This window comes from Nitrosophilus labii, assembly GCF_014466985.1.
GTDB classification, from domain to species: Bacteria; Campylobacterota; Campylobacteria; order Campylobacterales; family Nitratiruptoraceae; genus Nitrosophilus_A; species Nitrosophilus_A labii.
The window spans coordinates 973,830-986,554 of sequence record NZ_AP022826.1 but is presented as its reverse complement, the minus strand read 5'-3'; the positions used below and the strand labels follow the sequence as shown (position 1 = coordinate 986,554).

General features: G+C 32.9%; 14 protein-coding genes. 12 read left to right on the top strand and 2 right to left on the bottom strand.

Annotated features, from left to right (window positions below):
• The first annotated feature begins 121 nt into the window (after positions 1-121).
• From NIL_RS05030 to mnmE, 9 genes are all read left to right on the top strand, one after another.
• Positions 122-1,612, top strand: a complete 1,491-nt coding sequence (locus tag NIL_RS05030; RefSeq protein WP_187648512.1) for a DUF1538 domain-containing protein — start codon at positions 122-124, stop codon at positions 1,610-1,612.
• Between the two features lie 3 nt (positions 1,613-1,615).
• The gene (locus NIL_RS05025) at positions 1,616-1,966 is read left to right on the top strand and encodes a transcriptional regulator (protein ID WP_187648511.1); all 351 of its coding nucleotides are present in this window, start codon (positions 1,616-1,618) and stop codon (positions 1,964-1,966) included.
• Positions 1,967-1,993: 27 nt separating this feature from the next.
• A complete protein-coding gene (locus tag NIL_RS05020; protein ID WP_187648510.1) occupies positions 1,994-2,383 on the top strand; it encodes a CBS domain-containing protein in 390 nt (129 codons plus the stop codon).
• Between the two features lie 73 nt (positions 2,384-2,456).
• Complete coding sequence (rpmH, locus tag NIL_RS05015; protein ID WP_187648509.1) at positions 2,457-2,591, top strand: 50S ribosomal protein L34; 135 nt, start codon at positions 2,457-2,459, stop codon at positions 2,589-2,591.
• Entirely contained in the window at positions 2,588-2,920 is a 333-nt protein-coding gene (gene rnpA / locus NIL_RS05010) for a ribonuclease P protein component (protein ID WP_187648592.1), read from the top strand. Before rpmH ends, rnpA begins: the two co-directional genes overlap by 4 nt.
• A complete protein-coding gene (yidD, locus tag NIL_RS05005; protein ID WP_187648508.1) occupies positions 2,913-3,242 on the top strand; it encodes a membrane protein insertion efficiency factor YidD in 330 nt (109 codons plus the stop codon). Before rnpA ends, yidD begins: the two co-directional genes overlap by 8 nt.
• A gap of 1 nt (position 3,243) precedes the next feature.
• Complete coding sequence (yidC, locus tag NIL_RS05000) at positions 3,244-4,833, top strand: membrane protein insertase YidC (RefSeq protein ID WP_187648507.1); 1,590 nt, start codon at positions 3,244-3,246, stop codon at positions 4,831-4,833.
• Complete coding sequence (locus NIL_RS04995; RefSeq protein ID WP_187648506.1) at positions 4,830-5,744, top strand: Jag N-terminal domain-containing protein; 915 nt, start codon at positions 4,830-4,832, stop codon at positions 5,742-5,744. The genes yidC and NIL_RS04995 overlap by 4 nt, the downstream gene beginning before the upstream one ends.
• Positions 5,734-7,083, top strand: coding sequence for a tRNA uridine-5-carboxymethylaminomethyl(34) synthesis GTPase MnmE (mnmE, locus tag NIL_RS04990; protein WP_187648505.1), 1,350 nt, complete (start codon positions 5,734-5,736; stop codon positions 7,081-7,083). The genes NIL_RS04995 and mnmE overlap by 11 nt, the downstream gene beginning before the upstream one ends.
• 3 nt (positions 7,084-7,086) lie before the next feature.
• Here mnmE and NIL_RS04985 read toward each other — a convergent pair whose 3' ends face one another.
• Entirely contained in the window at positions 7,087-8,517 is a 1,431-nt protein-coding gene (locus NIL_RS04985; RefSeq protein ID WP_187648504.1) for an FAD-dependent oxidoreductase, read from the bottom strand.
• A gap of 3 nt (positions 8,518-8,520) precedes the next feature.
• Entirely contained in the window at positions 8,521-9,192 is a 672-nt protein-coding gene (locus tag NIL_RS04980; RefSeq protein WP_187648503.1) for a phosphoglycolate phosphatase, read from the bottom strand.
• Between the two features lie 391 nt (positions 9,193-9,583).
• Here NIL_RS04980 and ruvX point away from each other — a divergent pair, with 391 nt between their 5' ends.
• From ruvX to metE, 3 genes are all read left to right on the top strand, one after another.
• On the top strand, positions 9,584-9,982 hold the full coding sequence (ruvX, locus tag NIL_RS04975) for a Holliday junction resolvase RuvX (protein WP_187648502.1): 399 nt from the start codon (positions 9,584-9,586) through the stop codon (positions 9,980-9,982).
• Entirely contained in the window at positions 9,976-10,320 is a 345-nt protein-coding gene (locus NIL_RS04970) for a hypothetical protein (RefSeq protein ID WP_187648501.1), read from the top strand. The genes ruvX and NIL_RS04970 overlap by 7 nt, the downstream gene beginning before the upstream one ends.
• 87 nt (positions 10,321-10,407) lie before the next feature.
• Complete coding sequence (gene metE / locus NIL_RS04965; RefSeq protein ID WP_187648500.1) at positions 10,408-12,678, top strand: 5-methyltetrahydropteroyltriglutamate--homocysteine S-methyltransferase; 2,271 nt, start codon at positions 10,408-10,410, stop codon at positions 12,676-12,678.
• Positions 12,679-12,725: the final 47 nt, after the last annotated feature.

Genomic DNA, 12,725 nt, shown 5'->3' with positions numbered 1-12,725 from the left:
TGTCCGTTACCCTTTCGTAACAAACTACATTTTTCTTAAATACTTTTTACTAAAATCATAAAAATTCTCTCACATTCAAGTATAATCTTCAGTATATTTTATTCTGTTTTCAAGGCAAAAAATGGAATTTATGAAGATTTTCTTAAAAGATCTTAAAAATTCTTTTAAAGATCTTATTCCTATCATAGTAGTTGTGGCTTTTTTTCAGCTAGTTATCATACAGAAAATACCTGATAATACTCTCACTATCATTTTAGGACTTTTTATAGTTGCTGTTGGTCTTGCACTATTTATCAGAGGATTGGAACTTGGTATCTTTCCTGTTGGCGAAAACCTTGCTATAGAGTTTGCAAAAAAAGGAAGTCTTTTTTGGCTACTGCTTTTTGCATTTTTAATCGGTTTTTCTACAACTATAGCAGAACCTGCTCTTATAGCTATAGCTGACAAAGCCGAAGCTATAAGTAGTGGAAAGATAGATGCTTTTTTTCTTAGACTAACAGTAGCGTTTTCAGTAGGTTTTGCAATAGCTTTAGGAGTATTTAGAATCATTTTAGGTCATCCTATCCATTACTATATCATTAGTGGTTATGTTATGGTTGTTTTGATAACTTTTTTTGCTCCAAAAGAGATAATAGGACTAGCTTATGATAGTGGAGGAGTAACTACGTCTACCGTAACTGTACCTTTAGTTGCGGCTCTAGGTATAGGACTTGCTTCAAGTATAAAAGGTAGAAATCCCGTGATTGATGGATTTGGGCTGATAGCCTTTGCATCTTTAACGCCTATGATTTTTGTGCAGCTTTACGGTATAGGTGCGGAATATTTTGCCCAAAATAGAGCTAATGAAACTGTTTCATTGGCAAAAGCCGTTACCGATACGATAATAAATGAAGATCATTTCGAAATAAAAAAGATCTTTTTTGATCTTATCTCAGTTGTTAAAGACATTTTGCCAATTATAGCTGTAATTTTGTTTTTTCAATACGGAGTTATAAAAAGAGCGCTTCCTCATCTTCGTAAAATATCCTTTGGAATTATTTTGGTAGTTATGGGATTGTATGCTTTTATATTAGGGTTAGAGATCGGACTTTTTCCTATTGGCGAAACTTTGGCATTTCAACTTACCTCTATGAAACAGATATTTTTGATTTATCTTTTTGCATTTTTGATAGGTTTTTCCACTACTATGGCTGAACCGGCTCTTTTAGCAATAGCTATCAAAGCGCAAGAAGTTAGCGATGAAAGAATAAATAGTACAATTTTAAGAGTATTTGTGGCATTAGGCGTTGCTATAGGTATAGCTCTTGGAGCTTATAGAATAGTTTCGGGAGGAGAGATACATTACTATATAATAGCAGGATATATTATAGTAATTATTATGACATATTTTGCACCAAGATATATCATACCTATAGCGTATGATAGTGGAGGTGTTACAACCTCTACCGTTACTGTACCGCTTGTAGCGGCTTTGGGTTTGGGACTAGCTCAAAATTTAGAAGGAAGAGATCCATTAATTGACGGATTTGGACTGATAGCCTTTGCCTCGCTTTTTCCAATGATAACAGTAATGAGCTATGGAATATATGCAGAATTAAAAAGAAAAGGATAAGATATGAAGTTTGTAGCACTTGTAGCTATCATTCCTCAGGAGATGGAAGAAAAAGGTATAGAAGAAGCAAAAAAAGCTGGAGCCGGCGCAGTTACTATCTTAAACGGAAGAAACATAGGTTTGAAAGAGAAAAAGATATTTTTTGGTGTAACTTTGGAAGAGAGCATGTCCGTTCTTCTGTTTATCCTTCCAAGAAGACTCTCACTAAAAGTTTTAAAAGCACTTAGAGATAAATTGGATGTAGATAACATTGAAAATAGTTCACTTATTTTTACGTTTCCGATAGATCATGTAGTAGGACTTAACAAGGAGGAACTTCACAAGTTTGAGAGTGAAATCAAAACAATACTTTAAAATTTTCAATAAAATCAAGGAGAAAAAATGTTAGTTGAAGAAATAATGACTCCAAAAGATAAACTGGTGATTGTTGATCAGTTGGCTCCTGTTAGAGAAGCGCTTGAGCTTATGAAAAAATTTCAAATAAAGTCGGTAGTTGTGGACAAAAATGGGCCGTATGGAGCATATGGACTTGTAACTTTCAAAAACGTTTTACAAGCTATTGTGGCACAAGAAGGAGATATAGACCTTTTAAACGTATACGATATAGCTACTATTCCGGCGATAAGTGTTACAAGAAAAGTTGAAATGAAATATGTAGCTAAAATGATGGTACGCCATAGTATAAAAAGAGTTTTGGTAATAGATAATAACGAGCTTCACGGCATTATTACAATGACCGATATTATTGGCGTTTTATTGGACGAGATATAATAAAACGCTAAATAAGATTTAAGCATATTTTTAGTAAACTTAGCCTTCAAAAAATATATAGAAGGGGTAATTGATGAAAAGAACTTATCAACCACACAACACTAGAAGAAAAAGAACTCACGGATTTAGAGTTAGAATGAAAAGTAAAAACGGAAGAAAAGTGATTAACGCTAGACGTGCTAAAGGAAGAAAAAGATTGGCAGTATAAAAGATTTCTCGACGCTAAAATCGAGCAGGGAGTTCAACTATGTTTATAGAAGAGGAAAAAGTTGGCACTCGCCGTTCTTCGTGATCTTCTATAAGCAAAGCAATGCCAAAAAAGTTGGATTTGTAGCGAGTAAAAAGATTGGAAATGCAGTCAAAAGAAACAGAGCCAAAAGAAGACTCAAGGCTCTGTTTATAGAGTTTTATGATCTTTTAAAGCCTGGTCTTTATATTTTTGTAGCGAAAAAAGATATATTGGAAGTAGATTTTGCAAAAATCAAAAAAAGCTTTGAGAAATCATTGCGAAATATTAAGTTATTGAAAAATGGTTAAAAAACTTTTCTTGAAGCTTTTGGTTTTTTATCAAAAATTTTTATCGGTAATATCGCCGGGGAGTTGTAGATACTATCCAACTTGTTCGGAATATGCCAAATGGCGTATTGAAAATGAAAATGTTTTTAAAGCTATATTTTTTATTGTTTTAAGAATTCTAAGATGCAATCAACTTTTTGCAGGAGGTATAGAGTATCCTATAATTACCAAGAAGTTAGATTGCATAAAAAAAAGAGACGCTATAAATATTAAGTATTGGTTAATACCAAAAGATAAAAACCGATATTATTTAATTAAAAATTTTAGTAAAACAAAGGTTTGAGATGTTTGAAAAGATGGATACCAATCAAAGAGTTATCATAGCGACAGTGCTATCATTAGGAGTTTTTTTAATCTACGACTACTTCTTTATGCCTAAATCCAATCCTTCAAAGAGTGTACAGACCCAAAAAGAGATTCAAGAAAATGTAGCCGCACCAAAAACAAACAATGAAACTGTGGAAGAAAAGAGTCAAAACAAACCGCAATCTGATAATCAATCCACCCTTTTAGGGGAAGAGCTTGTTACAATTGACTCTAAACATTTTACAATGAAAATAGATAATATCGGTAGGATAAAACAGGTTGTTTTGAAAGATAAAAGATTCGTTACAGAAAATGGGGAGCATATAAAACTTTTCAATGACTCAAAACTTCCTAAACCGTTAGAAATTAGATTTAGTGATGAAAAAACAAATCTTGAAGCTTTTAAAGTTCCTTATGTATCCGATAAAAAAGATATTAAAATAGACGATAAACCTGTAGAACTAACGCTAACTCAAAACCTTTCCAATCTAAAAGTGGTAAAAAAGATCAAGATCTATCCTGACGGACATTATGATCTTAAAGTTAATCTCTCTAATGAAAAAAAATATTTTATATCCCCTGGATTTAGACCCGATGTAAGAGTTGATGGATATACGTTCCATGGAGTTTTGATAAAAGAGGCTGACAATACGATTACTATGATAGATGACGGAGACGCAAAAGGGATAGAAAGCTTCAGAAAAGCCAAAATTGCAGCCGCTGTGGATAGATACTACTCTACTTTCTTTTACGATCTTAAAAAAGGGCTTAATGTAGTCATCTCGAAAGATGAAGAGGAAAATCCGATAATTTTTGTCGAAGGTGAAAAGAGTTTTGAGATTAGCGGATATTTGGGTCCTAAAGACTACAATATATTAAAAAATATCAATCCAGAGCTTACAGATGTTATAGAGTATGGATTTTTTACCTTTATAGCAAAACCAATGTTTAAAATATTGCTTGCTATTTACAACTTTGTAGGCAACTGGGGTTGGGCGATAGTTATCTTGACAATTCTTATCAGAATCTTACTTTTCCCTTTAACATTTAAGGGAATGGTCTCTATGCAAAAACTTAAAGATTTGTCACCTAAAATTAAAGAATTGCAGCAAAAATATAAAGGAGACCCTCAAAAACTAAATGCCCATATGATGCAGCTTTACAAAAAACATGGTGCCAATCCTATGGGTGGGTGTTTGCCTCTGTTACTTCAGATACCTGTGTTTTTTGCAATATATAGAGTTTTACTAAACGCCATTGAGTTAAAAGGTGCTGAGTGGATTTTATGGATCAAAGATTTAAGTGTCATGGATCCATATTTTATCTTGCCTATTTTGATGGGTATAACTATGTATATTCATCAAAAAATCACTCCTACAACTATTACAGATCCAATGCAGCAGAAGATATTCCAATATCTTCCTATAGTATTTACTTTCTTTTTTATCACATTCCCGGCAGGTCTTACTCTATATTGGTTCGTTAATAATATTCTCTCAATTATTCAGCAAATTATTGTTAATAAAGCTTTTGAGAGTAAAAAAGCTGTCCAAAAGGAAGCAAAATGAGCAAGAAAATTGAAGCTCCTACCCTAGAAGAGGCGTACAAGCTTGCCTCTAAGGAGTTAAATTGTTCTATAACGGATTTAGAAATCGAGATAGTTCAAAATCCATCTAAAGGTTTTTTAGGTATTGGCAAAAAAAATGCGATAATCATAGCAACCTGTAAGAAAAAAGAGCAAAATGACATCAAGAGGGAACTTGAAAAAAAAGAGGATGAAGTTGTAGAAAAAACTCAAGAGACAAAACCTCAAAAAGTAGAAGAGACTATAAAAATCGAGAAAAAAGAAATTATAAAGCCGGAAGAAAAGCCTAAAGCTGAAGTTAAACAAACGATCGTTAAGGAAGAGAAAGAGAAAGAACCAAAAGAGACTCAAAAATTAGAGAAAAGATTCGAATTACCACAAGTCAAAGACGAATTTCAAGATTTTTATAAAGAGAGTGTAAGTATAGAAGAGATAGCACAAACTATAGAAAACGATATAAACGATCTTTTCAAATATTCCTGTTTCGATATAGAAAAAATCAAAGTAAAGCCCTATGATGAAAATACCGTTCTTATCGAATTTAGCGGTGCCGATTCGGCACTTTTGATAGGAAAAGAGGGGTATAGATACAAAGCTCTTTCATATATGCTATTTAACTGGGTAAACTCAAAATATGATCTACAAATAAGACTTGAGATCGCTGAATTTTTAAAAACTCAAGAAGAGATGGTAAAAAACTATCTAAAACCTGTAATTGAAAAAATCAAAAAAGAGGGTAGGGGTCAGACTAAACCTCTTGACGGTGTTTTGATTCAAATAGCTTTAAAAGAGCTTAGAGCTGAATTTCGTGATAAGTATGTTGCCATAAGAACAAACAGACAGGGTGAAAAATATATTATAGTCAACCAGTTTAATAAGAAAAATGAACAGTAACAGTACCATTGCAGCCGTGGCCACATCTCATGGCATTGGCTCTATCGCTATTGTTAGAGTTAGTGGTGATAAAGCGCTCGAAATAGCTAAAAAAATCTCGAAAAAAAAGAGTTTTCCTCCAAGATATGCCACTCTTACATCTCTTTACGATGAAAATGAAGAACTAATAGACAAATCAATCGTTATATATTTTAAGGCACCTCACTCTTTTACGGGTGAGGATATTATAGAGTTTCAATGCCATGGCGGTATAATCGTAGCAAAAAAGATTTTAGATACAGTAATAGAATATGGAGCAAGACTAGCAGAACCTGGAGAATTTAGTAAAAGAGCCTTTTTAAACGGAAAGATAGATCTTACCGAGGCAGAAGCTATAGCAAAACTCATAGAAGCAAAAAGTGAAGATGCTGCAAAAATCCTTGCCAAACAGTTAAAAGGGGAACTAAAAGAGTATATTGAAAATATCAGAGAAGTGCTTATTAGAATTTTAGCTTTTGCTGAAGTCAATATCGATTATGCAGAAGAAGATCTTCCTATAGATATGGCAGAATCTATGAAAAATCAACTAAAAGAGCTAAAAAAGAGACTAAAAAATATGCTAGAATCCAGTGAGAGAAGAGTAGGACTTTTGGAAGGTTTTAAAATATCAATAATCGGAAAACCAAATACCGGGAAAAGCTCTTTACTAAATAGACTTCTTTCATATGAGAGAGCAATAGTTAGTGATATTGCAGGTACTACTAGAGATACGATTGAAGAAAATGTTAAGATCGGTACTCATCTTGTCAGGATTGTAGATACTGCAGGTATCAGAGAGGCAAAAGACGAGATAGAGAAAATAGGGATTGAAAGAAGTATAAAAGCTATCAAAGAGAGCGATATAGTTATAGCAATGTTTGACTCATCAAAAGAGTTTGGAGATGAGGATGAGAAGATTTTAGAGTTAATTGATAGTTTCAAAGAACAAAAAGATTTCATTATAGTTTTAAATAAAGCAGATCTTGGCTCAAGCAAAGATATTGATAAAGTAAAAGACTTCGAACCTCTGCTTTTGAGTGTAAAAAAGGATATATCACCTTTGATAGATAGGTTAAAAAAGATACTTGATGGTTATGCAAAAAGCGATGATATTTTGCTTATTTCAAAAAGACAAATTGTCGCTATTAAAAACGCTCTTAATTCTATAGAAGCGGCATTTGAACCTCTAGATATGGGAGAGCTTGAGATTTTTGCATATCACATTAATGACGCCATAAGGGCTGTTGCATCTATAACAAGACCGATGGAGAGCAGTGAGCTTCTAGATAAAATGTTTGGAGAGTTTTGTTTAGGCAAATAGAGTTTAAATCTTATATAAAACTCTATTTGCCATAGATACGGGATAACCTCTTTTTTTTGCTATCTCTTTGGCTAATATAGAAATCTTTTTTTCTGTCAAATCTTTTAGATAGTTATAGTCTCTTTTACCATAATATGAGCTATCAACCAATTTAAGCTCTATTAGCTTTTTTACTATCTCATCTGTCATACTAAGGGCTGAAGATACTTTTACAATCTCACATCTTGCATATCTATCGCCTTCAAAAGATATTTCAGCAGCTCTTAAGTCCGGATCATTTCCGGGGATTTGCTGCGCGCCAAATAGCGGTTTTGAAGCAACTACAGCATTTTTGGCAAATTCGGGGATAAAAGAAGAGAGATGTTTTATGGCGTTTTTTGTTCTTATTTCTATATCATCTTTTTCCCATCCTTTGTAGATTTTATCTAAAAACTTTTGATTAAGTCTTGGATGAGAACTGTAAGCTGGATTTTTAACCAACCCATCATCAAACAAAGTTATCTCTTTTGTCATTCCGTGAAGTTGAAAGTAGCCATCCGGATAGGGGGTAAATTGTGCCATTCCTTGAGGAGTTCCTCTTTTACCGTGAAAAATGATTTCCGGCCACTTGATATTACAATCTTCCCATTTAGTTACATAGGCGGCTTTAAACTCTATAAGTCTTTCTCTTTTAAATCCTAACATATCATCAATAATCCCACTATTAAATCCTGCAGCGTTTATGAGATAATCAAACTTTTTAGTTTCTCTTTTTTCACCAAATTTATAACTTAATACAAATTGTTCTTTTTCTTGTGTTATATTTACTATTTCACAACTTAACTTCAAATCAACATTTTTAGCTTTTTGAAGTGCCAAAGTTGCTCCGGCAGCCAGTCTAAATAGATTTAAACCATACTCTTGGACTATGATTAGAGGATATTTTATGTTCTCTAAATTTACATATTTTGCTATAGGGATTAACCACTCTTCTAAACTTTTTGGATTGTTAATAGGTTCTTTGTTTTTTAAAGCCTCTAAATCTATCCGCTCATAAAGTTTATAGTAGTTTTGAGGCTCACCTAAAACTTTATTGTTAGGATCTTTTTCTATTAGCTTTTTATACTTGTTTTTTAAAGTCTCTAATCTATTCAGCAAATCTTTTGGATCTCCACTGTCTCTAACTGGAACAGCAATAACTGTAGGTCTAAAATCTACTGCAAATGGATAAAAGCGTAAAAAATCTATGGATTCTTTCAAAAGTTGGATACATTGGGCATCTGATATCTCTTTGTAAAGATTTCCTCCTGCATGCAGATGACAAAATGGAGGACCTCCAACTAAACTACTCTGTTTTTCAAAAAGAGTTACATCCAAATCAAAATTTTTTAGAGTTAAAGCTGCAGTAACTCCAGCTACTCCTCCACCTACAATTGCAATTTTGGCTCTACTCATCTTTTACCTTAAATAATCCAATATTTTTTCAAAATCATCTACTGTAACTTTTGTTTCTAAAAAGTTGGCATTATCTTTATAGCCGTATGTAACAGCTATAAAATCAATCCCAGCCTTCTCGGCGGCAATTGAGTCATTTTTCGAATCACCAACCATTACAGCAAAATCTGGATTTATACCCGCTTTTTTGCAAACTTCAATGAGCATCTGAGGGTCAGGTTTTTTCTTTGAAACCGAGTCTCCTCCAAGATAGAGTTCAAAAAGCTCTTTTATCTCAAAAAACTCTAATATAGGCTTGATAAATTTTGTCGGTTTATTTGTAGCAATCGCCAATCTATAACCACTATTTTTTAACGTTTCTAAGCTCTCTTTTACTTTTGGATAGAGACTTGTCTCTTTAGTTAAATTTTGAGCGTAGTAATCCAAAAATATATCTAAAGCTTTTTTAAAAAGCTCATCATCTATTTCCTCATCATTAAAATCTTTTTTTCCCGTTAGAGCTCTTTTTACCAATATCTGAGCTCCGTTTCCTATCCATGTTCTAACTGTATCTTCGCTAAAATCTGTTCTTCCTAGAGAATTTAGCATAAAATTTAAAGCTTTTGCCAAACTTTTTGCACTGTCGATTAGTGTTCCGTCCAAATCAAAAATTATCAGTTTCTTATTTTTAAACATATCCCATCTCTAAAAAAATTTATAATTTGAAACCTATGAATAAATAGAAATTGAGCGAAAGCTTTATCATTTTAGCTTGAAAATTTTATGTTGGTCATAAGAGCAAAAAAGTGCGCTCAATCCCGAAGGAGCGCTTGTGTTCGCACTTTTTAATAAAATTTTTAAGCGTTGCCAAAAGCAAAAATGATAACTTGCTTGAGCGAAATTTACTATTTATTCAAAACACTCAATTTCTAACAAATTAAATCTTAAAAAGAGATTTTTTTTCTATTTTGATATAATCTCAAAAAAAAATTAAAAAAGCCAAATATCAAACTTAAATCAAGAAAAATCAAAAAATGATATTTTATAAAAAATTTTTGATACAATTTTATAAAAATTTGGAGAGAATTTGAAAAAACTTGCAGCTATAGATATAGGTTTAAAAAGGATAGGTTTTGCTATATCTTTAGATGGCAAGATAGTATTACCACAAAATGTCGTTATTAGAAAAAACAGAAATCAAGCCGCAAATGATGTTAGTAAGATTTTAAAAGAGTGGGATATCGAGACTTTAGTCGTTGGTGTGCCTATTGGTGGAAGTAGTGAAGATGAGATGAGAAAAAGGGTAGAGCATTTTGTAAAACTTTTGGATTTTGAAGGAGAAGTTTTTTTTATTGATGAGAGTTTTTCCTCACATGAAGCAAAAGAGCTTACAAAAGGCAAAATTAAACAAAAAAAAGACGGCAAGATAGACTCTATTGCCGCAGCACTAATTTTAGAGAGATTTTTAGAAAGTAAAAAATGGTAGCAAAAGGTTTTAAAGGCAAATATTTTACACTTCAAGCTATAACCGCCACAACTTCATATATATTAATATCATCTAAAAACCGCTCATATAAAGATTATGTTTCAAAAATTTTAAGATTTAAAAAAGAGGATGAAAACTTTAGTGAAGACCCGCCGCCTATAATTGAACTCTTTTTAAACTCCATTTCATTTTTGTCTCTAAAAACTGACAAACCCTGTTATTGTAACATTTTTTTCGCCTGTTTAGCGCACAAGATACTAAAACTCTCCCGCATTAAAAAACCACCTATATGTAAATGCAGAAAAACAAAAACTGGTATCTCTCCTCCTTTAATATAATAGCCACAAAAAAATCGATTCATTTCATTATTAAAAATTTTTAGGCCAATAAGCTATAACATAAGATATAAAATAGAAGGAGAAGAGATGACCTATATTCACGGTTTTCCCAGAATCGGTGAGAAAAGAGAGCTAAAATTTGCTTTGGAAAAATACTGGAGCGGACAGATAGAGATAGATGAGCTTCAAAAAGTTGCAAAAGAACTAAGAAATAGACATTTAAAATACCAAAAAGAGGCTGGAGTAGATTTTATAAGTGTAAATGATTTTAGTTTTTATGACAACATGATCGACACTATCGTTATGCTAGGTTGTGAGCCTAAAGAGTATCTTGACTTAAGCGGCATTGATAGATATTTTGCGATGGCAAGAGGAGATAAAGATCATAAAGCTCTCCCTATGACAAAGTGGCTAAATACCAACTATCACTATTTTGTTCCACAAATAGAACCCAAACAGGAGTTTAAACCAAATCTTGACAAAATAATTGCAGAATATTCAGAGGCAAAAGAGCTTAAAATAAAACCTAAAATCAATATAATCGGTCCTGTTACGTTTCTTAGTTTTTCAAGAGGCACCAAAGGGAACGATCCGCTTGATGAGATAAAAAGTGCAGTGGATGCCTATATGGATATTTTGAAAATTATTTCAAAGCTTGATGATAAAGTTACCGTTCAGTTTGATGAACCAGCTTTAGTTAAAGATCCAACTAAAAAAATGTTAGATGCTCTAAAATTTGCTTATGAAAAACTGGGTAATGTAGCTGAAAATGTTGATATTTTCATATCTACATATTTTGAGCATGCTCTTGAAGCGGTAGATATATTGACAGAGTGCAACATAAAAGGTATAGGTTTAGATTTTATTCACGGTCCTAAAAATATAAATGCTGTGAAAAAAATCGCAAAAAGCGGCAAAATCTTAGTTGCGGGAGTTGTTGACGGAAGAAATATCTGGATAAGTGACATAGACGAAAAGGTTAAATTTCTAAATTCGTTAAATATAGACAAAGATAGAGTTTATGTGGCTTCAAGTTGCTCATTACTTCATGTTCCATATACTCTGAAATATGAAGAGAAAATGGATAAAAATATAAAATCTTGGCTCGCTTTTGCTTTGGAAAAACTAGATGAGATAAAAGTTATTGATAAACTTTACAAAAACGAACCTCTTAACGAAGAAGAGAAAAAAATATACGAAGCCAATAAAAAAGCCAATACAACTAGAAAAACATCTACGCAGATTCATAGTGTTGATGTTCAAAACAGACTAAAAAATCTAAAAGATAGTGAAAAACAAAGAGATACTAATGCAGAGGATAGATTAAAAATCCAGCATGAAGTTTTAAAATATCCTATACTGCCAACTACTACTATAGGAAGCTTTCCTCAAACTGTAGAAGTTAGAAAAGTAAGACGTGATTTTAAACAAGGGCTCATTAGCGAAAATGAGTATAAATCAAAAATAAAAGAGTTTATTGATTACTGTATAAAAGTCCAAGAAGATGTTGGCTTAGATGTTTTGGTTCACGGAGAATTTGAGAGAAACGATATGGTAGAATATTTCGGAGAAATGCTTGAAGGCGTAACTTTTAGCCAAAACGGATGGGTTCAAAGCTATGGAAGCAGATGTGTAAAACCGCCAATTATTTTTGGAGATGTGAGCAGACCAGAACCTATGACTCTAGAGTGGATTACTTATGCCCAAAGTAAAACCAAAAAGATTATGAAAGGAATGCTAACAGGTCCTGTAACTATGCTGAACTGGTCATTTGTTAGAGACGATCTTCCAAGAGAAAATGTCTATAAGCAGATGGCTTTAGCTATTGCTGATGAAGTTAGGGACCTTCAAGAAGCCGGCATCAAGATAATTCAAGTTGATGAGGCAGCCTTTAAAGAGGGTTATCCTTTAAGAAATGAAAATAGAAGCGAATATGAAAGAGTTGCAGTTGAGAGTTTTAAAATCTCTACAGCTCCGGCACGTGCTGAAACTCAAATCCATACACATATGTGCTATAGTGATTTTAACGACATTATGGATACTATAGATGCGATGGATGCTGATGTTATATCTATAGAAACAGCTAGAAACGGAAACAGAATCCTGGAGGCTTTCAAAAACTACAACTACCAAAAAGAGGTAGGTGCAGGAGTTTATGACATTCATTCTCCTAGGGTTCCAAGTGTAGAAGAGATAGAAAAAGAGATAGCGGATAGACTCTCCGTTTTCCCTGCCGGTAAACTTTGGATAAATCCAGATTGTGGCCTTAAAACAAGAAAATGGGAAGAGGTTATTCCTGCTCTTACTAATATGGTAACAGCTACAAAAAGTGTCAGAAAAAAAATAGTAAAACTATAAAAAGGGCGCACTTTGGCGCCCTTTTTATGTTACAAAACTCCTCTTTT